Source organism: Rhizobium sp. SVR5-9E, from assembly GCF_056755095.1.
Map to the genome: position 1 here is coordinate 13,493 of NZ_JBNDHS010000010.1, position 25,264 is coordinate 38,756.

General features: G+C 61.9%; 22 protein-coding genes. 14 read left to right on the forward strand and 8 right to left on the reverse strand.

Annotated features, from left to right (window positions below; translation table 11 throughout):
• The first annotated feature begins 98 nt into the window (after positions 1-98).
• Positions 99-809, forward strand: a complete 711-nt coding sequence (locus ACPYOJ_RS07670) for a glutathione binding-like protein (protein WP_481415708.1) — start codon at positions 99-101, stop codon at positions 807-809.
• A 52-nt stretch (positions 810-861) separates the two neighbouring features.
• Here the strand turns inward: ACPYOJ_RS07670 and ACPYOJ_RS07675 are convergent, their stop codons facing one another.
• The 3 genes from ACPYOJ_RS07675 to groES form a co-directional block, all read right to left on the reverse strand.
• Positions 862-1,308 (reverse strand): hypothetical protein, encoded by a 447-nt coding sequence (locus ACPYOJ_RS07675; RefSeq protein ID WP_481415709.1) that lies wholly within the window; start codon positions 1,306-1,308, stop codon positions 862-864.
• A 639-nt stretch (positions 1,309-1,947) separates the two neighbouring features.
• Positions 1,948-3,594: a chaperonin GroEL gene (groL, locus tag ACPYOJ_RS07680; RefSeq protein ID WP_481415710.1), complete on the reverse strand. Its 1,647-nt coding sequence runs from the start codon at positions 3,592-3,594 to the stop codon at positions 1,948-1,950.
• A gap of 55 nt (positions 3,595-3,649) precedes the next feature.
• A complete protein-coding gene (gene groES, locus ACPYOJ_RS07685) occupies positions 3,650-3,946 on the reverse strand; it encodes a co-chaperone GroES (protein WP_004675403.1) in 297 nt (98 codons plus the stop codon).
• A gap of 315 nt (positions 3,947-4,261) precedes the next feature.
• Between groES and ACPYOJ_RS07690 the strand changes: the two genes are divergently transcribed.
• Both ACPYOJ_RS07690 and ACPYOJ_RS07695 read left to right on the forward strand, forming a co-directional pair.
• Positions 4,262-5,110, forward strand: a complete 849-nt coding sequence (locus ACPYOJ_RS07690; RefSeq protein WP_481415711.1) for a TIGR01459 family HAD-type hydrolase — start codon at positions 4,262-4,264, stop codon at positions 5,108-5,110.
• Between the two features lie 13 nt (positions 5,111-5,123).
• The gene (locus tag ACPYOJ_RS07695; RefSeq protein WP_481415712.1) at positions 5,124-6,107 is read left to right on the forward strand and encodes a bifunctional riboflavin kinase/FAD synthetase; all 984 of its coding nucleotides are present in this window, start codon (positions 5,124-5,126) and stop codon (positions 6,105-6,107) included.
• Between the two features lie 12 nt (positions 6,108-6,119).
• Here the strand turns inward: ACPYOJ_RS07695 and ACPYOJ_RS07700 are convergent, their stop codons facing one another.
• Positions 6,120-7,331 (reverse strand): MFS transporter, encoded by a 1,212-nt coding sequence (locus ACPYOJ_RS07700; protein ID WP_481415713.1) that lies wholly within the window; start codon positions 7,329-7,331, stop codon positions 6,120-6,122.
• A gap of 375 nt (positions 7,332-7,706) precedes the next feature.
• Between ACPYOJ_RS07700 and ileS the strand changes: the two genes are divergently transcribed.
• Together ileS and ACPYOJ_RS07710 are read left to right on the forward strand one after the other, a co-directional pair.
• Positions 7,707-10,607, forward strand: a complete 2,901-nt coding sequence (gene ileS, locus ACPYOJ_RS07705; RefSeq protein ID WP_481415714.1) for an isoleucine--tRNA ligase — start codon at positions 7,707-7,709, stop codon at positions 10,605-10,607.
• A gap of 136 nt (positions 10,608-10,743) precedes the next feature.
• A complete protein-coding gene (locus ACPYOJ_RS07710; protein WP_481415715.1) occupies positions 10,744-11,370 on the forward strand; it encodes a hypothetical protein in 627 nt (208 codons plus the stop codon).
• 20 nt (positions 11,371-11,390) lie between these two features.
• On the opposite strand, the gene ACPYOJ_RS07715 is transcribed toward ACPYOJ_RS07710, so the two are convergent.
• The gene (locus tag ACPYOJ_RS07715; protein WP_168828533.1) at positions 11,391-11,825 is read right to left on the reverse strand and encodes a nucleoside deaminase; all 435 of its coding nucleotides are present in this window, start codon (positions 11,823-11,825) and stop codon (positions 11,391-11,393) included.
• Between the two features lie 91 nt (positions 11,826-11,916).
• Between ACPYOJ_RS07715 and ACPYOJ_RS07720 the strand changes: the two genes are divergently transcribed.
• Genes ACPYOJ_RS07720 through ACPYOJ_RS07730 form a run of 3 tightly spaced genes read left to right on the forward strand, consistent with a single transcriptional unit; the run spans position 11,917 to position 15,232 of the window.
• Complete coding sequence (locus ACPYOJ_RS07720) at positions 11,917-13,785, forward strand: pseudouridine synthase (RefSeq protein ID WP_481415716.1); 1,869 nt, start codon at positions 11,917-11,919, stop codon at positions 13,783-13,785.
• Positions 13,766-14,326, forward strand: coding sequence for a 16S rRNA (guanine(966)-N(2))-methyltransferase RsmD (gene rsmD, locus ACPYOJ_RS07725; protein ID WP_168828535.1), 561 nt, complete (start codon positions 13,766-13,768; stop codon positions 14,324-14,326). Before ACPYOJ_RS07720 ends, rsmD begins: the two co-directional genes overlap by 20 nt.
• A gap of 24 nt (positions 14,327-14,350) precedes the next feature.
• Entirely contained in the window at positions 14,351-15,232 is an 882-nt protein-coding gene (locus tag ACPYOJ_RS07730; RefSeq protein ID WP_481415717.1) for a patatin-like phospholipase family protein, read from the forward strand.
• Between the two features lie 9 nt (positions 15,233-15,241).
• Here ACPYOJ_RS07730 and ACPYOJ_RS07735 read toward each other — a convergent pair whose 3' ends face one another.
• Positions 15,242-17,050 (reverse strand): monovalent cation:proton antiporter-2 (CPA2) family protein, encoded by a 1,809-nt coding sequence (locus tag ACPYOJ_RS07735; protein WP_481415718.1) that lies wholly within the window; start codon positions 17,048-17,050, stop codon positions 15,242-15,244.
• A gap of 119 nt (positions 17,051-17,169) precedes the next feature.
• On the opposite strand from ACPYOJ_RS07735, the gene ACPYOJ_RS07740 reads away from it, so the two are divergent.
• From ACPYOJ_RS07740 to lpxK, 6 genes are all read left to right on the forward strand, one after another.
• Positions 17,170-18,516 carry a TldD/PmbA family protein gene (locus ACPYOJ_RS07740; protein ID WP_481415719.1) on the forward strand — a complete coding sequence of 449 codons (1,347 nt, stop codon included), beginning with the start codon at positions 17,170-17,172 and terminating at the stop codon, positions 18,514-18,516.
• A gap of 14 nt (positions 18,517-18,530) precedes the next feature.
• Positions 18,531-19,340, forward strand: coding sequence for a 3'(2'),5'-bisphosphate nucleotidase CysQ (locus ACPYOJ_RS07745; RefSeq protein ID WP_481415720.1), 810 nt, complete (start codon positions 18,531-18,533; stop codon positions 19,338-19,340).
• A gap of 59 nt (positions 19,341-19,399) precedes the next feature.
• Positions 19,400-19,648, forward strand: coding sequence for a DUF4170 domain-containing protein (locus ACPYOJ_RS07750; protein ID WP_481415721.1), 249 nt, complete (start codon positions 19,400-19,402; stop codon positions 19,646-19,648).
• 169 nt (positions 19,649-19,817) lie between these two features.
• Positions 19,818-21,137 carry a lipid IV(A) 3-deoxy-D-manno-octulosonic acid transferase gene (gene waaA / locus ACPYOJ_RS07755; protein ID WP_481415722.1) on the forward strand — a complete coding sequence of 440 codons (1,320 nt, stop codon included), beginning with the start codon at positions 19,818-19,820 and terminating at the stop codon, positions 21,135-21,137.
• A 7-nt stretch (positions 21,138-21,144) separates the two neighbouring features.
• On the forward strand, positions 21,145-21,864 hold the full coding sequence (locus tag ACPYOJ_RS07760; RefSeq protein ID WP_481415723.1) for an HAD family hydrolase: 720 nt from the start codon (positions 21,145-21,147) through the stop codon (positions 21,862-21,864).
• 189 nt (positions 21,865-22,053) lie between these two features.
• Positions 22,054-23,091, forward strand: a complete 1,038-nt coding sequence (lpxK, locus tag ACPYOJ_RS07765; protein WP_481415724.1) for a tetraacyldisaccharide 4'-kinase — start codon at positions 22,054-22,056, stop codon at positions 23,089-23,091.
• 2 nt (positions 23,092-23,093) lie between these two features.
• Here the strand turns inward: lpxK and ACPYOJ_RS07770 are convergent, their stop codons facing one another.
• Entirely contained in the window at positions 23,094-23,324 is a 231-nt protein-coding gene (locus ACPYOJ_RS07770) for a DUF2093 domain-containing protein (RefSeq protein ID WP_168828544.1), read from the reverse strand.
• A 64-nt stretch (positions 23,325-23,388) separates the two neighbouring features.
• Positions 23,389-25,206: a DNA mismatch repair endonuclease MutL gene (gene mutL, locus ACPYOJ_RS07775; protein WP_481415725.1), complete on the reverse strand. Its 1,818-nt coding sequence runs from the start codon at positions 25,204-25,206 to the stop codon at positions 23,389-23,391.
• Positions 25,207-25,264: the final 58 nt, after the last annotated feature.

The following is a 25,264-nucleotide window of genomic DNA, read 5'->3' on the forward strand; positions in this document are numbered from 1 at the left end:
TTTGTTCAATATTTTGAAACGACCGCTCACGCAGCGTGGCTTGTGTTCGCGGTAGCTGCTCTTCTATGGTCTGCTTCCCATCCCCCAAGGAGATTCCAATGGCAGACCTTTCAAGCTTCCCGATCACCAAGCGCTGGCCGGCAAAGAACCCCGACGTCATCCAGCTTTATTCGTTGCAAACGCCGAATGGCGTGAAGGTGTCGGTCGCGCTGGAAGAGCTCGGCCTACCATACGAGCCGCATTATATTTCCTTCGCTACGAACGAGCAGAAGTCTCCCGAATTCATCTCGCTCAATCCGAACGGCCGTATCCCCGCGATTATCGATCCGAACGGCCCTGACGGCAAGCCGATTGGCCTCTTCGAATCCGGCGCGATCCTTCTCTATCTCGCGGAAAAGACCGGCAAGCTCATACCGGCGGATGCCGTAGGGCGCTACGAGACCATTCAGTGGGTATTCTTCCAGATGGCCGGGATCGGCCCGATGCTCGGCCAATTCGGCCACTTCTACAAATTCGCGGCCGAGAAGGTCGCCAACAATTCCTATCCGGTGGAGCGCTATCGGGACGAAGCCAAGCGGCTGCTCAGCGTGCTAGAGGCACGTCTGCAGGGACGTCAATGGATCATGGGCGACACCTACACGATCGCGGACATCACAACATTCCCATGGATCCGTGGCGCCGATATCTTCTACGGCGGCAGGGAGGTCCTGGACTACGCAAAGTTCCCCTCCGTCATGGCGTGGCTCGAGCGCTGCATTGCTCGCCCGGCAAGCGAAAAGGGCCTGAACATTCCCGTCAAGCCGGAGTAATCGGCGCAAACAAAAGAGGCCGGTCTCAGGACCGGCCTTTTTAAGCTTCTGCCTATTGCCGGGTGGCGATCTGATGTCCTTGTTCCAGCTTGAACCGCGGGAAGAGGAAGACGCCTGCCATGCTGCCGCTGAACTGCGCCTCGAGTCCGCTCGATGCACCCATGCAGAAAACCGGCTGCCGCAAACCGTTCGGCATCAGGATTGTCGTGGAGAAGCAGAAGGATGACGAAAGCGTCGCAGCTTGCTCGAATAGGGTGAGGATATGGGCGCGATCTTTCGGATCATAGCAGCGCAACAGGCTCAGAAGACCGCATTCCTGTGTTGAAAGGCCATGCAGCATACTGCTCCACTCGCCGAGACGGATAATGCCCGTCGAAAAGTCGCCGGTCCAGGCCTCGGAGACGGAGAACTGCGCAAGCATCTCCTGATCGTGATGCGGCAGATCCAGTGAGTCATGCATGCGGGGGGCGGTAGCGGTTGCTTTGGCGATCTTAAACAAGGGCTTTCCCGGGTCGGACGCAGTTCTATCCGCGCTCTCGTGCAGTCTGACGAAACATCCTCATGCTGCGCCGTCCTTCATGTCCGGGCGTTCAAAGCGCGGCTTGCCGGCAGCGCTCTACTACAATGCTTTACTCGAAATCTTGGCTTGGAAGGCACCTGGCCGACTTTGCCGGAATTGCTTTTGCTGGCGGGGGAAAAAGTATTCTTATGCGTTCAAAATTGCAGCGCGGATTTATATGCAGTTTTGTGCGCTCGGCAAATGTTTTTTCCGTGATGTACTGAAGGCCGGCTGATGCATTGACGGCGCTTTCCGCACCAAAAACTGTTAAAATCCGGTAGAATTTTGCGGTCCGGATCACGTGTAAACGGTTCCACCTTTTAAAAATTCTTACTTCTAGGCTGAAATACGACTTTCGCTACAAGTATAAGTAACGCATAAAATAAACAAGAAAAGCAAGTTTCGCGAAAGCCTCGATGTTGGCTAGTACCTTCGCCCCTCTCGCTTAAACGTTTCACCATCGGAAATACATCGGCTTTGTCAGATGGTCGAATCGCTCGCCGGCAAACAAAAAGGGCGGCCCGAGGACCGCCCTTCCTGAACTGAACCGGATGGCTCAGATGTGCAGGCTTTCGCCTATCACATCATGTCCATGCCGCCCATGCCGCCCATGCCGCCCGGCATGCCGCCAGCAGCGCCGCCGTCCTTCTTAGGAGCTTCGGCAATCATGGCTTCGGTGGTGATCAGCAGCGAAGCAACCGAAGCTGCGTTCTGCAGAGCGGTGCGAACAACCTTGACCGGGTCGACGATGCCGAGAGCGATCAGATCGCCGTATTCGCCGGTCTGAGCGTTGTAGCCGTAGTTGTCTTCGTTCTTGTCGAGGATCTTGCCGACAACGATCGAGGCTTCGTCACCAGCGTTTTCAGCGATCTGGCGAACCAGCGACTGAAGTGCCTTGCGAACGATGTTGATGCCGGCTTCCTGGTCCTGGTTCTCACCCTTTGCGGTGATCTTCGTGGACGAACGAAGCAGGGCAACGCCGCCGCCCGGTACGATGCCTTCCTGAACGGCAGCGCGCGTCGCGTTGAGAGCGTCGTCGATGCGGTCCTTCTTTTCCTTGACTTCGACTTCCGTCGAGCCGCCGACGCGGATCACGGCAACGCCGCCAGCGAGCTTGGCAAGACGTTCCTGCAGCTTCTCGCGGTCGTAGTCGGAAGTGGTTTCTTCGATCTGAGCCTTGATCTGACCAACGCGGCCTTCGATGTCGGACTTTGCGCCGGCACCGTCAACGATCGTGGTGTTTTCCTTGGAGATCGAAACCTTCTTGGAACGGCCGAGCATGTCGAGCGTAACGTTTTCGAGCTTGATGCCGAGGTCTTCGGAGATGACAGTGCCGCCCGTCAGGATGGCGATGTCTTCCAGCATGGCCTTGCGGCGATCGCCGAAGCCCGGAGCCTTGACGGCAGCGATCTTGAGACCACCACGCAGCTTGTTGACGACGAGCGTAGCAAGAGCTTCGCCTTCGACATCTTCAGCGATGATGAGGAGCGGCTTGCCGGTCTGAACGACGGCTTCGAGAACCGGGAGCATAGCCTGGAGGTTCGAAAGCTTCTTTTCGTGCAGGAGGATGAAGGCGTCTTCGAGGTCGGCGATCATCTTTTCCGGGTTGGTCACGAAGTAGGGCGACAGGTAGCCGCGGTCGAACTGCATGCCTTCGACGACTTCGAGTTCGGTTTCAGCGGTCTTGGCTTCTTCGACGGTGATGACACCTTCGTTGCCGACCTTCTGCATGGCTTCAGCAATATCGAGACCGATCTGCTTTTCGCCGTTTGCGGAGATCGTGCCGACCTGTGCGACTTCTTCCGAAGTGTTGATCTTCTTGGCCTTGGCCTGGAGATCCTTGACGACTTCAGCAACAGCGAGGTCGATGCCGCGCTTCAGATCCATCGGGTTCATGCCGGCTGCTACGGCCTTGCCGCCTTCGCGAACGATGGCCTGGGCGAGAACGGTAGCAGTCGTGGTGCCGTCACCGGCGATGTCGTTGGTCTTCGAAGCAACTTCGCGGACCATCTGGGCGCCCATGTTTTCGAACTTGTCTTCAAGTTCGATTTCCTTGGCGACCGATACGCCGTCCTTGGTGATGCGCGGAGCGCCGAAGGACTTGTCGATGATGACGTTACGACCCTTCGGGCCGAGCGTTACCTTCACTGCGTCAGCGAGAACGTCGACGCCGCGCAGCATCTTTTCGCGCGCGGTGCGGCCGAACTTGATTTCTTTAGCTGCCATTTTGAGAACTCCTGAAAAGGGTGTCAGCGATATTCTGGACGGGATAACCGGCTGATCAGCCGATGATGCCCATGATGTCGGCTTCCTTCATAATCAGAAGGTCTTCGCCGTTGATCTTGACTTCGGTGCCCGACCACTTGCCGAACAGAACGCGATCGCCAGCCTTGACGTCGAGAGCGACGACCTTGCCGGACTCGTCACGAGCGCCGGAACCGACGGCGACGATTTCGCCTTCCTGCGGCTTTTCCTTGGCGGTGTCCGGGATGATAATGCCACCCTTGGTCTTTTCTTCGGACTCAACGCGGCGAACAACGACGCGATCGTGAAGGGGGCGGAAATTGGTGCTTGCCATTGTCTAATCCCTCGATCAAATGACATTCGCGGACCGGGAAGGCCCACATCGATGAGTGTTAGCACTCTCCAGTGAGGAGTGCTAGCGGCGAGCATTTAGGGATGGCTCCAGAAGGAGTCAAGAAGACCCATCACGGATTTTTGCGCCGGAATTGTGAAGAGCGCGAGAAATGTCCCAGACGATTGCGGAATCTATGCCGCAGCCCGGCCGGTGGAGGCCGCTTCAGGTTTTTGCTAAAGGATCGGCCGAAAATCCTTGCCATCGCGGCATGCCTTTGCGATGTCACGCCTGACTGAAAAGCAATCGGGAAATCGAATGGCCAAGCGGATTGAGAGTTTTGCGGAGATCACCAGCCAGTATGACGCCGTGTTCTGCGACGTCTGGGGTGTGCTGCACAATGGGATCGACCCTTTCCCGAAGGCTGCGGCGGCTCTCGAAGCGGCGCGCGCCGAGGGGCTCACCGTCGTGCTCATCACCAATTCGCCGCGGCTCGCGCCGCAGGTGGTCGACCAGCTGCGCCAGATCGGCATACAGGACGGCGCCTATGATCGGATCGTCACCTCTGGCGACGTCACGCGCGGCCTGATTGCCGAAGGCCCGAAGAAGGTCTTCCTGCTCGGTCCTGAACGCGACCGTGCAATCGTCGAGGGCCTCGGCGTCGAGCGCGTCGATGCCAAGGAGGCTGAATCGCTCGTCTGCACCGGCTTCTTCGACGACGAGACGGAAAAGCCGGAAGACTATACGGAGATGCTGAAGGATTTTCAGGCACGCAACGTGCCGATGATCTGCGCCAATCCGGACCTCGTTGTCGAGCGCGGACACCGCATCATCCCGTGCGCCGGTGCGATGGCCGCTTACTACCACCAACTCGGCGGCGAAACGCGCATCGCCGGCAAGCCGCACACGCCGATCTATGACGCCGTGCTTGCGGCTGCGCGCGAGGCCCACGGCGATTTCCCGAAGAGCCGTATTCTCGCGATCGGCGACGGTATGCCGACGGATGTGCGCGGGGCTCTCGATTACGGCCTCGATCTTCTGTATATCAGCGGCGGCATTCATGCCAAGGAATACACGCTGAACGGGGAGCCCGACGAGGCGATCCTGCACGCCTTCCTCGAGCGCGAGAGGGCAACGCCGAAGTGGTGGATGCCGCGCCTCGCTTAAGAAGAGCCCGCCGATGACCGTCTTCCACCGCAACGAAACCCGCGAACCCTTGCCCGCCCGCTTGAAAGGCGGGGTGATTGCCATTGGCAATTTCGACGGCGTGCATCGCGGCCATCAATCGGTGCTGAATCGCGCGCTGGAAATCTCGAAAGAGCGGGGCATCCCCGCGCTCGTGCTGACGTTCGAACCCCATCCGCGAACGGTCTTCAAGCCACAAACGCCGGTTTTTCGCCTTACGCCAGCCCCTTTGAAGGCACGTATCCTCGAGGCGATCGGCTTCAATGCCGTCATCGAATACCCCTTCGATCGTGAGTTTTCGCAGCGCTCGCCTGACGAGTTCGTTCACGGCATCCTCCGGGATTGGCTCGGCGCGTCCGAAGTCGTCACCGGTTTCAATTTCCATTTCGGCAAGAACCGCGAGGGCGGCCCGGCCTTCCTGATGGATGCCGGCCACAAATACGGCTTCGGCGTCACCCTGATCGACGCCTTCCGCGACGAGAATGCCGAGGTTGTCTCCTCGAGCCGCATCCGCGAGCTGCTGAAGGAAGGCGACGTCAGTGAGGCGGCCGCTCAGCTCGGCTATCACTACACGGTCGAGGCCGAGGTGATTGGCGGGGAAAAGCTCGGCCGGCAGCTCGGCTTTCCGACGGCCAACATGCAGCTTCCGCCAGAGGCCGAACTTGCAGCCGGCATCTACGCCGTTCGCTTCCGCCTGGACGACGGCACGCTCTACGATGCCGTCGCCAGCTATGGCCGACGACCGACGGTGACCGAAAACGGCGCGACGCTGCTCGAGACCTATCTTTTCGATTTCAGCGGCGATCTTTATGGCCGGACCTGTTCCGTCTCCCTCTTCGGCTATCTGCGGCCCGAGTTGAAGTTCGATGGCCTGGAAGCCCTCATCGAGCAGATGAAGCGCGACGAGCAGGAGGCGAGGGCGCTGCTTGCGGGCGTCAAGCCGCTCGGCGAGCTCGACCGGAAACTCTGCTTCAGCTAGCACCGTCCACGGTCACGACGTTCCCAACGCAGCCTGGGCATTCTCGCCGCGGAACGGCGGGAATGCCAAGGCAATCCCCGCGGCCCCAAGCCCGACCAGCGCCGAGCCGATGAACAGCCAGGAATAGTTGCCGTAGGTGTCCAAGATCCAGCCGCCGGCCAACGGTCCGAAGGCCATGCCGATGCTGGAAAGCATCGTCGCGGCGCCGAACACCGTGCCGATGACGCGCGGGCCGAAATATTCGCGCGCAAGGATGGCATAGAGCGGCATCACGCCGCCATAGGCGCTGCCGAAGATGACGGCGAGCGCATAGAACTGGCCGAGTTCGCTGACGGCGAGATAGGTGGCGAGCGCCGCCGCCTGCACCAGCAGCCCGGCGACGAGCACCGGTTTCACCCCGAGCCTGTCGGCGAGGCTGCCATAAAGAAGCCGTCCGCCAAGGCCCGCAAGTCCTTCCACGCTATAGATGCTGACGGCCGCCATCGGCGCCACGCCGCAAATGGTGGCGTAGCTTACCATATGGAAAATCGGGCCGGAATGCGCCGCGCAGCAGGCGAAGAAGGTGCCGCCGAGAACGATGAACTGCGGCGAGCGGAAGATCTTGCCAAGCGCTGGCCGTTCGCCGTCCGCCAGCATGGACGCCCCGGCTTCGCCGGCTGTTACGGGTGCGCGGCGGACGAGGAGCGCTGCAGGTATCAGAAGCATCCATGCGCCGACGCCGATGATCAGCATCGCAGTACGCCAGTCATAGGCCGAGATCAGCGCACGGGCGAGCGGCGAGATCGTCATGGGTGCGACGCCCATTCCGGCCGAGACGAGCGAAACAGCGAGCCCGCGGTTCTCGTCGAACCATGCGGTCGTCGCCGCGATCATCGGCGCGAAGAAGGCGCTGGCGGAAAGTCCGACGACGATGCCATAGGTCAGCTGGAACTGGATGAGCGATCCGGCGCGGCTGGCAAGAACGAGCGCAAGCCCGAGCAGCGCTGCGCCGATCAGCACGACGATGCGGGGGCCGAAGCGATCGCTGATCGCTCCCCACATGAAGCCGCCAATGCCCATGACGACGAAATTGAGTGTCATGGCGCTGGCGATACCGGTGTGCGACCAGCCGGTTTCGGTGGCGATCGGTACCTGGAAAATGGCAAGAGAGAACATCGCGCCGAGCGCAACGCACGTCATCAGGGCGCCCGCGGCGACGATGACCCAACGGTAGGAACTGCTCATATCCACCTCACTCCTCAGGGATACGTTTGATCAGGGCGCCTGGTGTCCTCCATACGCCCGCAACCTAAAGACGTTCGAGCTGCGGTCATTTCGACAGTGTCACGAAATTATTCTGCCGGGCAGGCAATTTAACCTCGGCTCGTGATTGCCTGCCGAGTGCAAAATCCTCTTCCTTTTCCCGGCAAAAGCGCCTATGAACCGGCGCGATGAACAAAGTCCGGCTGCCGAGCGCGATGCGAATTATCGGCCCGGCCTTCCGCGCGCGCTAAGCGACCGGAAGGTCCGGGTTTTTGGCGCTTGGGTGAACGAGCGCTTCCGTCACCAGACATTTAGAAGCCGTTGCGCCTAAAAGGCGCTCAGAAACGATTGCTGAACATGACCGATACAGCCGAAAAGATCGACTACTCGAAGACCCTCTATCTGCCCGAGACTGACTTCCCGATGCGCGCCGGCCTGCCGCAGAAGGAGCCGGAAACCGTTGCCCGCTGGCAGGAGATGGGCCTTTACAAGAAACTGCGCGCCTCCGCCGCCGGCCGGGAGAAGTTCGTCCTCCACGACGGCCCGCCCTATGCCAACGGCAACATCCACATCGGCCACGCGCTGAACAAGATCCTCAAGGACGTCATCAACCGCTCGTTCCAGATGCGTGGCCGTGATGCCAACTACGTCCCCGGCTGGGACTGCCACGGTCTTCCGATCGAATGGAAGATCGAGGAGAAGTACCGCGAGAAGGGCAAGAACAAGGACGAGGTTCCGGTCAACGAATTCCGTCAGGAGTGCCGCGAATTCGCCGCCGGCTGGATCAAGATCCAGTCCGAGGAGTTCAAGCGCCTCGGCATCGAGGGCGACTTCGACAATCCCTACACGACGATGAATTTCCATGCCGAGGCCCGCATTGCCGGCGAGCTCCTCAAGATCGCGACGAGCGGTCAGCTCTACCGGGGCTCCAAGCCGATCATGTGGTCGGTGGTCGAGCGCACCGCGCTTGCGGAAGCCGAAGTCGAATATGCCGATGTCGAAAGCGATATGATCTGGGTGAAGTTTCCGGTCGTGGAAGGCCCGGAATCTCTTGCAGGCGCCTTTGTGGTCATCTGGACGACGACGCCATGGACGATCCCGGGCAACCGCGCGATCGCCTATTCCTCGCGCTATGGCTACGGCCTCTACGAGGTTGCATCGGCGGAGAATGATTTCGGTCCGCAACCCGGCGAGAAGCTGATCTTTGCCAAGCGTCTGGCAGAGGAATCTGCCGCGAAGGCGAAGGTGACGTTTAAACATGTTCGCGACGTGGAAGCGGCGGAACTTGCCGCCATCACCTGCGCCCATCCGCTGCACGGCCTCGGCGGCGGCTACCATTTCCAGGTGCCGCTGCTCGATGGCGATCATGTGACCGATGATGCCGGCACCGGTTTCGTCCATACAGCGCCTAGCCATGGCCGCGAAGACTTCGACGCCTGGATGGACAACGCCCGGGCGCTCGAAGCGCGCGGCATCTCCTCGACGATCCCGTTCCCTGTGGATGACGCAGGATTCTTTACCCTTGACGCTCCCGGCTTCGGTCCGGACGCCGAGGGTGGGGCGGCACGCGTCATCGATGACAAGGGCAAGAAGGGTGACGCCAATGAACGGGTCATCAAGGCGCTGATCGCCCGCCATGCGCTGTTTGCGCGCGGTCGCCTGAAGCATTCCTATCCGCACTCCTGGCGGTCGAAGAAGCCGGTCATCTTCCGCAACACGCCGCAGTGGTTCGTCTATATGGACAAGGAACTCGGCGACGGCACCACGCTGCGCTCGCGCGCGCTGAGCGCCATCGACGCAACCCGCTTCGTGCCCGGCGCCGGCCAGAACCGCCTGCGCGCGATGATCGAACAGCGTCCGGATTGGGTCCTGTCGCGCCAGCGTGCCTGGGGCGTGCCGATCTGCCTCTTCGTCGATGAGGAGGGCGGCATCCTGCAGGACGAGGCGGTGAACGCCCGCATCCTCGAAGCCTTCGAGAAGGAAGGCGCCGATGCCTGGTTCGCCGAAGGCGCTCGCGAGCGCTTCCTTGGCGCGAAGGCCAACGAGCCCTGGACGCAGGTCATGGATATCCTCGACGTCTGGTTCGATTCTGGCTCCACGCACACCTTCACGCTCGAGGATCGCCCGGACCTCAAGTGGCCGGCCGACGTCTATCTCGAAGGCTCGGATCAGCATCGTGGCTGGTTCCATTCCTCGCTTCTGGAAAGCTGCGCCACCCGCGGCCGCGCGCCCTACGACGCCGTTGTCACCCATGGGTTCACCATGGATGAGAAGGGCGAGAAGATGTCGAAGTCCAAGGGCAACACCGTCACCCCGCAGGAAGTCATGAAAGACGCCGGCGCCGACATCCTGCGGCTCTGGGTCATGACCACCGACTACTGGGAAGACCAGCGTCTCGGCAAGGCGATCATCCAGACGAACATCGACGCCTATCGCAAGCTGCGCAACACGATCCGCTGGATGCTCGGCACACTGGCGCACGACAAGGGCGAGGTCATCGCGCTTGGCGATCTGCCGGAGCTTGAGCAGCTCATGCTCCATCGTCTGGTAGAACTCGATCAGCTTGTGCGCGAAGCCTACGACGCCTTCGAGTTCAAGAAGATCGCCCGCGCGCTCATCGACTTTGCCAATGTCGAGCTCTCGGCCTTCTATTTCGACGTCCGCAAGGATGCGCTTTACTGTGATGCGCCGTCCAGCCTGCGCCGCCGTGCAAGCCTGCATGTCATCCGCACGATCTTCGATTGCATGGTGACGTGGCTTGCGCCGATGCTGCCCTTCACCACGGAGGAGGCTTGGCTTTCGCGCGATCCTTCCGCCGTGTCGGTTCATCTCGAACAATTCCCGGCAATCCCGGCCGAATGGAAGAACGAGGCGCTCGCCGAGAAGTGGAAGAAGGTCCGCGCCATCCGCTCGGTCGTCACCGGCGCTCTCGAAATCGAGCGCAAGGACAAGCGCATCGGCTCGTCGCTGGAGGCGGCCCCGGTCGTGCACGTCACGGACGGTGCGCTCCGCGCCGCGCTCGACGGGCTGGATTTCGCGGAAATCTGCATCACCTCGGATATCGCTGTTGTCGGCGGCGAAGGTCCGGCGGAGGCTTTCCGTCTGCCGGAAGTTCCCGGTGTCAGCGTCGAGCCGAAACTTGCCGAAGGCACCAAATGCGCCCGCTCCTGGCGCATCACCAAGGATGTCGGGTCCGATCCGAACCATCCGGATGTATCGGCACGCGACGCCGCTGCACTTCGCGAGCTCGGATTGTAAAGCAGAGGAAAACTACCGGATGAATTGCTATTTTGCAGTTCATCCGGTAGAAGCTGCCTGAAAATGGCCGGAATTTTACGTCAGGGGGACATTCCGGTAGGGCGATGATTGCACCGGCATGGCTGGAAAGGTTTTCATGTTAGCGACGCGTTGGTTCCATGTAGGCGCTTGCCTGACAGTTGTTGTGGCGGCGAGCTCGATGACTTCGGGCTGCACGAGCCCGACCTATGGCACCGGCACGACCGCAATGGCACAGCTCGGCGACGATCTCGGTCAGGCAGTGTCTATTGCGCCTCGCGAGCCCAAGAACAAGGGCGTAAAGTACACGCCGCGCCCGACGCTGGTCATGCCGGCACAGGCTTCCGGGGAAACGCTTGTCGAGCCGCAGCAGTCGATCGCCACTGCGGGCAATCCGCAGTGGGTCGAGTCGCCGGAAGAAACCCGTGCACGCCTCGTCAAGGAGGCGGATGACAATAGCGATAAATCCACCTACGTCTCGCCGCTTGCCAAGAATGGCGTCGAAGGCGGCCGCCCGACGACGGAAGCCCAGACCAAGGCCTATCGCGAAGCCCGTGCCCTGCAGAAGGGTGCTTATATCGATCAGCGCCGCTTCATCTCCGATCCGCCGACGGAATATCGTCAGGTCGACGACCCGGCCAAGCTTGAGGATCTCGGCGAACCCGAGACGAAGAAGGATAAGCAGCGCAAGAAGGATGCCGCTGTTGCCGGTACCGGCAAGAAATGGTGGAACTTCCTTCAGTAGCAGCCGCCTGCGGGGCGGGATCAGATATCTCGCTTTTCCTGAAAGAATTTCTTGAGAAGATCAGCCGATCGAACTTCGTTCAAACCGGAATAGACCTCCGGGGCGTGGTGGCATGTGGGCTGCGCGTAGAACCTCACGCCGTTATCGACCGCGCCGCCCTTCGGGTCTTCCGCGCCGTAGTACAGCCTGCGGATACGCGCGAAGGAAATGGCGGCGGCGCACATCGTGCAGGGTTCCAGCGACACATAGAGATCGGCGCCGGTCAGGCGCTCCTGTCCCAGCGCCTCGCAGGCCATACGAATGGCCGCAACCTCAGCATGGGCGGTCACGTCGTTGAGCTCTCGCGTCCGGTTGCCGGAGCGTCCGATCACCCTATCTTCTAAGACCACAACGGCGCCGATGGGCACTTCGCCGCGCTCGCCCGCTGCCAGCGCCTCCTCGAGTGCCATTTCCATAAACTGATTTGTCTTCACGATCCGGCAATTTCCTACTTAACCGCAGGGGCGCGACCTGATAGACAGGCCCCAAAAGGCAGGCAAACAACAAATGACATTCAAAGACAAGCCAAAACGGCCGGGTGGCAAGCCCCCCGCGCGCGATGCGCGGCCGAAAAATGAAGGCAAGCCGGCAAGGAGCGCTGCGCCGACGGCTGCAGCCACCGAGGCCGAAGGCGAGGCCAAGGCGGAACGCATCTCCAAGGTCATGGCGCGCGCAGGCGTTGCCTCGCGCCGCGACATTGAGCGCATGATCATGGAAGGCCGCGTCACGCTGAACGGCAAGATTCTCGATACGCCGGTCGTCAACGTCACGCTTGCCGACAAGATCGAGGTCGATGGCGTTCCGATCCGCGGCATCGAGCGCACCCGCCTGTGGCTCTATCACAAGCCTGCCGGCCTGGTGACCACTAACTCCGACCCGGAAGGCCGCGCGACCGTTTTCGACAAGCTTCCGGAAGAGCTGCCCCGTGTCATGTCGATCGGCCGCCTCGATATCAATACGGAAGGTTTGCTTCTGCTTACCAATGACGGCGGGCTTGCGCGCGCCCTCGAGCTGCCGACCACCGGGTGGCTGCGCCGCTACCGGGTGCGCGCCCACGGCGAGATCGATCAGGAAGCGCTCGACAAGTTGAAGGACGGCATCGCCGTCGACGGCGTGCTCTACGGCTCGATCGAGGCGACGCTCGACCGCACACAGGGTTCCAACGTCTGGATCACCATGGGTCTTCGCGAAGGCAAGAACCGCGAAATCAAGAACGTGCTCGGTGCGCTCGGCCTCGATGTGAACCGTCTCATCCGTATTTCCTACGGCCCGTTCCAGCTCGGCGATCTGCCGGAGGGCCACGTGATCGAAGTGCGCGGCCGCACGCTGCGCGATCAGCTTGGTCCGCGGCTGATCGAGGATGCCAAGGCGAATTTCGATGCCCCGATCTACAACGCGCCTGCCGTAGCCGCCGAGGAAGAAGCTGAAGCCAAGCCGGAACGGCGCGAACGTCCTCGCAAGCCGGAAGACAAGCGCGAGCGTGCGCTGAGCCGCCTCGATACGAAGCGCGACGATCGTCGGGAGGACAGGCACGAAGGTGGCCGCAGGGATGACGACCGGCCGAAGCGCCCGGCGCTCGGCAGCCGTCGCAGCGCCAATGTCTGGATGGCGCCCGGCGCCCGTCCGCTTGGCGAAAAGGCCGCGGCGAAGGCCGCCAAGAATGCCAAGACCGCCCGCAAGCGCGGCGAATTCGACGATCAGCCGAAGAGCTTTGCCCGCGGCGAGGATCGCCCGCGCCCGCAGATCAACCGTGCCCGCGACGATGAAGGCGAGTGGATCCGTTCCAGCGAAGTCCCGGCTAAGGGCAAGGATGACGGCGAAGGTTTCGGCCACAAGCGCTCGTTCGGCGACCGGCCGGCCCGCGAGGGCCGCGGCTTTGGTGACCGCCCCGCTCGTGGAGACCGCCGTGGAGATCGGCCTTTCGGCGACAAGCCTCGTGGCGACCGCAGACCGCGTGCAGAGGGTGATGAGCGCCCACGTTCGTTTGGTGATCGTCCCGCTCGCGGAGACCGCCCGGCTGGCGACCGTCCTCCGCGCGGCGATCGCCCCTTCGGCGACAGGCCTCGCGGTGATCGCAGGCCGCGCGAAGAGGGTGACGAGCGTCCCCGTTCCTTCGGCGATCGTCCGCGTGCTGCACGCAGCGCTCCCGGAGAGGGCCGCTCGGAACGTCCGCGTGGCGAACGGCCATTCGGCGACAAGCCTGCGGGCGGTAAGCCCCGCGGCAAGAGCTTCGGCGGTAAGCCGGGCGGATCGAAGAATTTCTCCGGCAAGCCCAAGGGCGATCGGCCGGGTGGTGGCGGCAGGCCTTCGGGCGGGCCGTCGCGTGGTGGACCGAAAGGAAAGGGAATGACGCGCGGTGCGGATCGTCGGCGGTGAGTTTCGCGGACGGCCGCTCGCCGTACCGAAATCGAACGACATCCGGCCGACTGCCGACCGGACGCGTGAGAGCCTGTTCAATATCCTGAACCATGCCTATCCGGAATGTCTTGACGGCACCCGGATCCTCGACCTGTTTGCCGGGACTGGCGCCGTCGGCCTCGAAGCCGTGTCGCGCGGTTGCCGCCATGCGCTCTTCGTCGAAAACAGCGTCGAGGGCAGGGGGCTTCTCTGGGAGAATATCGACGCCCTGAGCCTCCATGGCCGCACGCGCATCCTGCGGCGTGATGCCACGGACCTCGGCTCCGTCGGCAATCTCGAGCCATTCAACATGCTTTTCGCCGATCCGCCCTATGGCAAGGGATTGGGCGAAAAGGCGATGGCTGCCGCAGCCAAGGGCGGCTGGCTCGTGCCGGGTGCTATCGCCGTTCTGGAAGAGCGTTCGGATGTTGCCGTTTCCGCCGACCCTGCCTATCTCTTTCTGGAAGATCGCGTCTTCGGCGATACAAAGGTGCATTTTTTCCGCTACCAACCACAGTAGCGGCGGATCATCCGGAGTGGGATTGTGCAGCAGGCGGTTATTGAGAGTAATGACATGCCTGTCCCAAGCGCGACGCCCACTGTGGCCGTAGCCTTCGGGGGCGGCGGCGCACGCGGTCTTGCCCATATCCACGTCATTGACGCCCTCGACGAACTCGGAATCCGCCCGGTTGCGATTTCCGGTGCATCGATCGGCGCGATCATGGGCACCGGCATGGCCGCCGGCATGACGGGTGATGCGATCCGAGAGCACGCGCTGATGACCGTCGGCAACAAGACTGCCGTCGTCAGCCGCATCTGGGGTCTCCGGCCGCAGACGGTCCGGGACGCCGTTGCCAAAGGCATCCGCATCGGTCAGTTCAATCTTGAGCGTATCCTCAAAGCTTTCCTGCCTGCCGACCTGCCGGACCGTTTCGAGGATCTGCCTATTCCGATGAACGTCATCACGACCGATTATTACGGGCAGAACGAGGTCGTCATCAACGAGGGGGCGCTGTTCCCGGCGCTTGCGGCATCGTCTTCCATCCCCGCTGTCTTCATGCCCGTGCGCCTTGATGGCCGGGTGATGATCGACGGCGGCATCAGCAATCCGGTGCCTTACGAATGCCTGATGGATATCGCCGACATCGTCATCGGCGTCGATGTCGTCGGCGCTCCGGAAGGCGATGGCACGCATATTCCGAACCGCATGGAAAGCATCTTCGGATCCGGCCAGTTGATGATGCAGACCGCGATCAGCCTCAAATTGAAGCTCCAGCCGCCGCATATCTTCCTGCGCCCTTCCGTCGGCCGCACCGGCGTCATGGATTTCCTGAAGGCGCGCGAGGTGCTGGCGATGTCGGCAGGCGTGAAGGACGAATTGAAGCGTGCGCTCGAACAGGAATTCGACGCTCGCATCAGAGCCTAGTTCGCCGCCCTAAGCATCGGCGGTCGCTTCTGCGGTTCCAGCCAACGGATCGTCGTCGAGTTCCAGCGCCCGCTTGGGCTTCACCAGCGGTTCCGGCCGTACCGGCCGGAAGAAGAGCATGTCACGGCCGGCTTGCAGGCCTTCGGTGACCTGCAGCACCAGCCGCTCCTCGTCGCGCCGGCGGATATCCTCGCCGATTTCATAGGCGTCCTCCATGCTCACTCCGAGCGCCTCCAGCGTGCGGCGGCCGAACAGCAGGCCGGACTCCAGCGTTTCGCGCAGTTCGTAATCGACATTGAGGTTTCTGAGCGCAATCGAATGGATGCGGTCGTAGGAGCGCACGAAGAGCTTGGCATGCGGATATTCGGCTTGCACCAGTTCCACCACCTTATCGGTGATCTCTCGCTTTTGTGTGCAGACGATAACGATCTTGGCTCTGTCGATTCCGGCAGAGCGCAGCACGTCCTTGCGCGTGCCGTCGCCGAAATAGATGCGGAAGCCGAACGACGAGGCCTGGCGGATGCGGTCCGGGGAAAAGTCGATCACCGTCACGTCCCGCCCGCCGGCCAGCAGGATCTGTGCAGCGATCTGACCGAAACGCGAGAAGCCGACCATCAGCACATCGGCTCCTGCTCCCTCGAAGTCCTCGTCGAGTTCTTCCTGTTCGTCCCCCTTCAGCATGCGCTTCGAAAGTGCGGCGCCGAGTGGTGTCAGTGCCATTGAGAGCGTCACGATGGCAACGAGAAGCGATGCGGTGCTCGAGGGCATCAGTCCGACCGCACCCGCAGAGGTGAACAGCACGAACCCGAACTCGCCTCCCTGCGGCAACAGGAAGGCAATGCGGATGGCATCGTCGTGCGAAGACCCGGTCACCCGGCAGAGGCCATAGATGATCACCGCCTTGACGGCCATGAAGATCGGCACCGCGGCGATGATGAAGATTGCATTGTCGATCAGCACGTTCAGTTGAAGCGACAGTCCGACCGCCATGAAGAAAATGGCGAGCAGCACGCCGCGGAAGGGTTCGATGTCCGCTTCAAGCTCGTGCCGGTAGGAGGATTCGGCGAGCATGACGCCGGAGAGAAACGCACCCATCGCCATGGAAAGCCCGGCGAACTGCATCAGGCTGGCTGATCCCATAACGACGAAGAGGGCGGCCACGATCATCGCCTCGCGTGCGCCGGTCCTTGCGATCACCTGAAAGAGCGGTGTCAGCAGATAGCGGCCCATAATGATCATCGCGCCGACGGCGCCGACGGAGATGGCAAAGTCCAGCAACGGGGTATTGCTGCCGTTTCCACCGTCGAGAACGGTGATCAGCGCTAGCAGCGGTACGATCGCCAGGTCCTGAAGAAGCAGCATCGAGAAGGAGCGCTGTCCGTACCTCGTGTTCACCTCGCCCCGCTCGTCGAGAATCTGTATGGCAAAGGCGGTGGAGGAAAGCGCAAGCCCGAAACCCGCGATGATACTTCCCCGCCAGTCGAGCACGCCGGAAAGATAGGCAAGCGCCATCAAAGCTAGTCCGGTCAGCACGACCTGCGCGGTGCCGAGCCCGAAGATGTCACGGCGCATCTGCCAAAGTCGCGACGGTTTCAGCTCAAGGCCGATGATGAAGAGCAGGAAGACCACGCCCAGTTCGGCAACGCCCAGAACCTGCTCGCTATCGGCGATGCCGTGAAGGATCGGGCCGATCACCACCCCTGCGGCAAGATAGCCGAGCACGGTTCCAAGCCCGAGCTTCTTAAAAATCGGAGCTGCGACGACCGCTCCGCCGAGCAGCAGGATCGTTTCGGAAAAGAGGGCATTGGGAGCGGACATGCTGTGAAGTTCTTTCAATGATAGGGTGGGCTGCAAGCTGCGCGAAAAAGAATCGGCAGCGGCGGCCTTGATGCTTCCGGAAGTGCACAATAAATGGAAGCCCAAGGAAAGGCCAAATCATGTCCTCAGAAATAGCTTCCTCGACACTTCTTTCCCGCGCAAGCCAGTTGATCGATCTCGCCAGGAAGGCCGGCGCCGATGCCGCCGATGCGGTTGTCGTGCGTTCTCGCTCGCAGTCCGTCAGCGTCCGCCTGGGCAAGGTCGAAGGCACGGAATCGTCTGAGAGCGACGATTTTTCGCTGCGGGTGTTCGTCAGCAAGAAGGTTGCCAGCGTTTCCGCCAATCCCGGCTTCGATCTACAGGCGCTCGCCGAACGCGCCGTCGCAATGGCGAAGGTTTCGCCCGAAGATCCGTTCGCCTGCCTTGCGGACGAGGACAGGCTTGCGAAGTCCTATCCCGACCTCGAGCTTTTCGACCAGACGGAGGTTTCCTCCGACATGTTGCGCGAGGCCGCCCTTGCGACGGAGGCCGCGGCGCTTGAGGTCAAGGGCGTCACCAATTCCTCCGGCGGCGGGGCTTCGGCCGGTTATGGAGGCCTGGTTCTCGTCACGTCGCACGGCTTCGAGGGAAGCTACATGGGCTCGCGCTTCGGCCGTTCGGTCAGCGTCATTGCCGGCGAAGGCACCGGCATGGAGCGCGACTACGACTACGACAGCCGCCTCTATTATGCCGAACTCGACGAGGCTGCCGAAATCGGCCGCCGTGCCGGCGAGCGTGCGGTCAAGCGTGTCAATCCGCGCCAGGTCGATACCGGCAAGGACGTCACGGTCGTCTTCGATCCGCGCATCGCCCGGGGCTTTGTCGGCCATATCGCCGGCGCGATCAATGGGGCGGCGGTCGCGCGCAAGTCCAGCTTCCTGCGCGACAAGATGGGCCAGCAGGTCTTGAAATCCGGCCTTTCGATTACGGACGACCCCTTGATCGTTCGCGGCCCGTCGTCGCGTCCCTTTGATGGCGAGGGCATTTCCGGCGAGAGGCTGGTCATGATCGAGGATGGTGTGCTGAAGCACTGGTTTCTCTCCACCGCGACAGGGCGCGAAATCGGCATGCAAACCAACGGGCGCGGGGTGCGCAGCGGCAATTCGGTAACACCCACCTCCACGAACCTCGCCCTTGAGCCTGGCGACATTTCGCCGGAAGATCTGATCCGGAGCGTCGGCAACGGCTTTTATGTGACCGAGCTTATCGGCCAGGGCGTCAACATGATCACCGGCGAATACAGCCGCGGCGCCACCGGCTTCTGGATCGAAAACGGCGAACTGACATTCCCGGTGTCCGAAGTGACGATCGCTTCGAACCTCATGGACATGTTCATGCGCATAACGCCCGCCAACGACATTGACCGCAAATACGGTGTTGCGGCCCCGACTCTCGCGATCGAGGGAATGACGCTCGCCGGGCGCTAGAATGGATTGATGCAATGAACGACGTTGGAACGCTTCGCTGGCAGAGCGATCTCGAATTGATCGCCGATGCCGCGAAACAGGCAGGCGGCGTCGCTCTGAATTTCTTCAACAAGTCGCCGGAAGTCTGGTGGAAGAACGAAGGCCGCTCTCCGGTGAGCGCCGCGGATTTCGCCGCGAACGAACGGCTTGAATCGATCCTGCGCGCCGCCCGGCCGAATTACGGCTGGCTTTCCGAAGAAACGGAAGATAGCGCCGCCCGTCTTTCGACAGAGACGCTTTTCATCATCGATCCGATCGACGGCACGCGCGCCTTCCTCGGCGGCCAGACCTTGTGGTGTGTCAGCGTCGCCGTGGTCCATCGCGGCAGGCCCGTCGCGGGAGTGCTCTACGCTCCCGCACTCGAGGAGCTTTTCGAGGCCGTCGAAGGCGGCATTGCGATGAAGAATGGCGAGCGCATCGCCGCATCGGCCAAGGGGCCGGAAACCGTCAGCCGTTTTGCGATAGGCGAGGATGTGCTGAAATCGTTTCCTGGTCATCTTCAGGAGAAAATCGAGCGGGTAAAGCATGTGCCGTCGCTCGCCTATCGCCTCGCGATGGTTGCCGACGGCCGCCTCGAAGGCACCTTCGTCAAGCGCAATTCGCATGATTGGGATCTGGCGGCGGCCGACCTTATCCTGGAGCGCGCCGGAGGCCGGCTCACCGACCTCGAGGGACGCGCGGTTCTCTACAATCGCCCGCAGGTCAGTCACGCCGAGCTTTGCGGCGCTGCCGCGCCCCGCGTTGCGGAGTTCCTCGAAGGGCTTGCGCTGAGACGAAGCAGTTGACGTTTGCGTCAAAATCCCGCAGATGAAGGCGCGGGGGATAGAAGCGAAAGAGAAGAAAAATGACGGAATCCGGCGGCAAAAAGCAGCTCTTGCATCTCGTATTTGGCGGCGAACTGGAAAGCCTGGCAGATGTCCAGTTTCGCGATCTGAAGGATCTCGATATCGTCGGCATCTTTCCGGACTACGCCTCCGCGCTGACGGCCTGGAAAGGTAAGGCGCAATCGACGGTCGACAACGCGCATATGCGTTATTTCATCGTCCATATGCATCGCTTGCTCGATCCCGAGAATATGAGCGGAAAAGCCTGATTAGGCGTTTATGCACCGGCATTTGCTCAAGCGGCGGTGCCGGCTTGCAGCAGCCCATACTCGCCGCCGTCGATTGACGCATTCTGAACAAATTACTCGGTCATTCCGGCCGCAACAATGATTGGGGAATGGGTTTGATGAGGATCACTGCTGATCGGAGGCATTCTAGATGAGCTCGCCGAGCGCGCGGTTCGCGCTGGGCCTCTATCGGACGGCGGGGACCATCGCTTCCCCACTCGTCAGTGCCTATCTCGCCTACCGGACCGCAAAGGGCAAGGAAGAGCGCGCCCGCCGCATGGAGCGCTTCGGTTATGCGAGCGCCAACCGGCCGCAGGGTCCGCTTGTCTGGATCCACGCCGCGAGCGTCGGTGAGACCAACGCCATCATTCCCCTCATCCGCGAGATCCGCCGCCGCGACATTCATGTTATCCTGACGACCGGAACGATCACTTCCGCAAAGCTTGCCGCCGAGCGCGTCGGCAATGAAGCGATCCACCAATATGTGCCGCTCGACCTGAAGCCTGCGGTCGGCCGCTTCCTCGAATACTGGCAGCCGGATTGCGCCATCATTGCGGAGTCGGAGATCTGGCCGGCGACGATCATGGAACTCGGCCGCCGGCGCATTCCGCAGATTCTCGTCAATGCCCGCATGTCCGACCGTTCGTTCGCGCGCTGGCAGCGGCGTCTCGCGATCGCCGAAGCTCTGTTCGAAAATCTCGCACTTGTCATCGCTCAGTCGGATGTTGATGCGGAGCGCTTCCGTGATCTCGGCGCAAGGCATGTGACCACCTCCGGCAACCTGAAGGTCGATACGGACGCGCCGCCTTATGACGCATCGACCTTGGCCCGCTATAAGAAGCAGATCGGGGGGCGCAAGACATGGGCCGCGATCTCGACCTTCGACGGCGAGGAGAATGCCGCGGCGATCGTTCATCGCACGCTCAAGGATCGCAACGGACAGCTGACCATCATCGTGCCGCGGCATCCCGAGCGCTCGGATGAGATCGAAGCAGAGCTCGTCAAGCTTGGGCTCAAGGTTGCCCGCCGCACACGCAACGACGTGCTGTCGCCGGACACCGATATCTTCCTCGGCGATACGATTGGCGAGATGGGCCTTTACTTGCGATTGACGGAAGTCGCCTTCGTCGGCCGTTCCCTGTTTGCGGAGGGCGGCCAAAATCCGCTCGAACCTGCCATGCTCGGCTGCGCCGTGCTTTCCGGCAGCAATGTCCAGAATTTCCGCGAGGCCTATCAGAAGCTCGCCCGGCGCGGCAGCGCGCGCATGGTGCGCGATACCGAGATGCTGGCCAAGGGGGTCCACTATCTTCTTATCAACGACGAGGCGCGGCGCAAAATGATCGACGCCGGCATTGGCGCTGTGCAAGAAATGCGCGGCGCATTGACGGCTACGGTGAAGTCTCTCGAGCCCTACATCAATCCGCTGACCGTAAAGGCAAGACTGCTGCCGAAAATGATGGCAGAGGGCTGATTCAAAGATGGTGGCTAGAAGCATCAAGGGCATTCTCTTCGACAAGGACGGCACCCTGCTGGACTATGATGAGAGCTGGCTGCCGGTGAACCGCGAGCTGGCGCGCATCGCTTCCCAAGGAGATGCCGTTCTTGCCGATCAGCTGCTCGCCGCCTGCGGCATGGACCCGTTGACCGGCCACATCGTGCCCGACAGCCTGCTTGCGGCTGGCAATACCCGGCAGATCGCCGAAGGATTGGTCGCTGCCGGATCCAAGGTCGAGGTCGTGGAACTGGCGATCAAGCTCGACGAGCTTTTTTCCAATGCCGCGGAATTCAGCGTTCCTGTGACGGATCTGGCCGCTTTCTTCGGCCGCCTGCATGGCCGTGGCTTCAAACTGGGCATCGCTTCCAGCGACAACGAACGCTCTATCCGCCTGATGGCCCAGCGTTTCGGCTTTGCCGAGTTTGTGGACTACATCGCCGGCTATGACAGCGGTTTCGGCAGCAAGCCGGAAGCCGGGATGGTTCTTGGCTTCTGCAAGGCGACCGGGCTGAAGCCGGCGGAAGTGGCGGTCGTCGGCGACAACAATCACGATCTGCACATGGGCCACAATGCGGAGGCGGGCCTCAAGGTCGCTGTTCTGACGGGCACCGGTTCGCGGGAATCGCTCGCGGCTGCGTCCGATTATTGCCTCAACGACATCACCGAACTTGAGGATTTGCTGCACGACCTCCAGCCAGCGTGATTGGCTGCAGGCATAGCCGGTCGATTATGTCGCGACCGCACCTCCGTAGCTCCCTCACTCCACCGACGAGCACAGGAATGAGGGTGCGGGAAGCAAAAGCTTGCTTTTTCTTCAGTTTTGCCCTTTGTTTCCCCGCAGTCGATGAGTAACCGGGTGCTGGGGGCACCGGAAGAGCGCAAGGCGGCACCTATGGTATCCGAAGCGCCGCCGTTCTGGTGGACGAAAGCCGATTGGCGGGCGTGGACGCTCTCGCCCTTTTCCTTCCTTTACGGACGCATCGCCGGCTACCGGATGAAGCATGCGCACCGCGCCTCCGTTCCCGTACCGGTCATCTGCGTCGGCAACTTCACCGTCGGCGGCGCCGGAAAGACGCCGACAGCGCTGGCGATCGCCCGCGCGGCTAAAGCAAAGGGCCTGAAGCCCGGCTTCCTGAGCCGTGGTTACGGAGGCTCTCTGGACGTTACAGTGGTTGTCGAACCCGCTCATCATCGCGCGGTTGCCGTCGGCGACGAGCCGCTGCTGCTTGCCCGCGAGGCGCTGACGGTCGTTTCCCGCCGCCGGGTCGAGGGCGCAGAGCGGCTGGTCAAGGAGGGCGCCGACCTCATCATCATGGATGACGGCTTCCAGAGCGCGAAGCTCGCAATCGACTACGCCTTGCTGGTTATCGATGCCGTGCGCGGCCTGGGCAACGCACATACGGTGCCGGGCGGGCCGGTACGCGCGCCGATCGCGGTGCAGATGCGCTACGTCAGCGCTCTCTTAAAAGTAGGAAAGGGCAATGCCGCGGACGCGGTCGTCCGCATGGCTGCCCGTGCCGCAAAACCCTATTTCACCGCATCGCTGAAAGTCTACGGCGAGAACGATCTCGCCGGCCGGAAGGTGCTGGCTTTCGCAGGCATCGCCGATCCCGGCAAATTCTTCCGGACGGTGGAATCGCTTGGCGCCGAGATCGCAGTCAGCAGGTCCTTCGGTGACCACGAGCACCTGACCGACGACGAGATGGTGGATCTGCTGTCAACCGCCGAACGGGAAAACCTGTCGATCGTCACCACATCGAAGGACTTCGTGCGGCTCGCGGGCCATCATGGCAGGGCCGAAGAACTCGCCGCCAAATGCCGCGTCATCGAAGTCGAAATGGCTTTCGAGGATCATCAGGCGCCCGGTCTTATCGTCGATCGTGCGATAGATGCCTGCCGGCAGCGGCGGCTGAGGGAAAAACGCAAGTAATATCAGCGCTTCTGGTTCGGCAGCACGCCCGCGCGTTTGTCCGCCTCGAAGGACGAGACCACGTCGGCATAAGGTTCCTGCCGGGCAACGCTCCAGTAGCGCAGTTCGTCGAGCGGGATATGTTTGCCGGTCATGGCGCAGACGACGTAGGAGCCCGGCGACAGGATCTGGAAATCTGCGTCGAGATAGCGGATCTTCGCTTCGCGGTTTCCATTTGCTTCAAACAAGTTCATCCTGCTCCGTTCCCGGTTGCCTTCTCCTGCCAATATCGCGGCGAAAGCACGATTGCCAGTATTTTCAGCTGCGTCCGAACAGGCGCTCGATATCCGACAGCTTCAGTTCGATATAGGTCGGCCGTCCGTGATTGCACTGGCCGGAACCCGGCGTCACTTCCATTTGCCGGAGCAGCGCATTCATTTCCTCCGGGCGAAGCCTGCGGCCGGAGCGCACCGAGCCGTGGCAGGCCATGGTCGCAGCGACGTATTCGAGCTTGGCCGCGAGACCCGAGGCCGTATCCCACTCTGCGATCTCGTCGGCAAGCTGGCGGATCAGGCCTTGCGCATCCACCTCGCCGAGCATTGCCGGCGTTTCGCGTACGGCAATCGCGCCCGGCCCGAAGCGCTCGATCGCAAGACCGAGCTCGCCAAGCCCCTCGGCATGCACCATCAGCCGGTCGCAATCTTCTTCCGGCAGGTCGACGATTTCCGGAATCAGCAGAACCTGAGACGCCAGCCGGTTCGAATGCAGCGCCTTGCGCATTGCCTCGAAGACCAGCCGCTCATGCGCGGCATGCTGGTCGACGATGACAAGTCCGTCATTTGTCTGCGCGACGATGTAGTTTTCGTGGATCTGCGCCCGCGCCGCGCCGAGTGGATAGTGCGGTTGCGGTTCTTCGCGAGGCGCGGTCTGCTGCAATGTCCGAGCCTGCGGTTCGGTGCGCGCGGCCGGCATGCTCAGCCCGTCGAAAGAACTCTGCGGCCTCTCGCCAAAACTGCCGTTTGTCGTCTGATAGGGGCGGGACGGGGAGGTTTCGGCCGACCATGCCGCTTGCGGCGGTCGCTGGTAGTTCGGCTGGAAGCCTGGCCTGAAGGCGCGCAGCATGCCGTCGGCGCCTGTCGTTGCCGCCCGGCTTCCGTCGCGCGCCAGTGCCTCGCGAACCGCGCCGATGATCAGCCCGCGCACGAGACCGGGATCGCGGAAGCGGACGTCCGATTTGGCCGGATGCACGTTGACATCAACTAGAGCCGGATCGAGCGACAGCGACAGCACGGCTACCGGATAGCGTCCGGCCGGGATCGTTTCTGCATAGGCGCCGCGGATCGCCGAGAGGATCAGCTTGTCCTGCACCGGGCGGCCGTTGACGAAGGCATACTGATGCGCCGAGTTGCCGCGGTTGAAAGTCGGCACGCCGGCAAAACCGGTGAGTGCGATACCTTCGCGCTCTGCATCGAGCTCAATCGCGTTGTCGCGGAATTCCTTGCCGAGCACCTGCGCCATCCGGGCCAGGTGGTCGTCTCCGGTCGCGGGAAACTCGAGCGTGCTGCGGTCGGTGCCGGACAGCACAAAGCGCGTGCGTGGAAAAGCGATGGCCATCCGTTTGACGACTTCCGTGATGGCCGCCGCCTCGGCCTTTTCCGTCTTCAGGAACTTCAAGCGGGCAGGCGTTGCGAAAAAGAGGTCGCGCACTTCGACGATCGTGCCCGGATTGCCTGCGGAGGGCCTGAGATGCAGCACCTTGCCACCAGCGACTGCAATTTCGCTCCCGACGCCGCCATCCTTCCGGCGGCTGGAAATGCTGAGCTTCGCTACGGATCCGATGGAAGGCAGAGCCTCGCCGCGAAAGCCAAGGGTGCGAATGTCATCGAGCGTTGTCGAAATCTTCGAGGTGCAGTGCCGCCGCACTGCAAGTTCCAGATCGGCGGCATCCATGCCGACGCCGTTGTCGCTGACACGCAGCAAGCCCTTGCCGCCCCCGGAGGTGGCGATCTCGATGCGGGTTGCACCGGCATCCAGCGCATTCTCGATCAGTTCTTTCGCCGCGCTGGCCGGACGTTCGATGACTTCGCCGGCGGCGATCTGGTTGATGAGCGTTTCGGAGAGCTGTCTGATGGCCATATCTCATTTTCGCGGATTCGCATGTCCGAGGGAAGGCTAAAAAGCTCCGTCCAGAGGA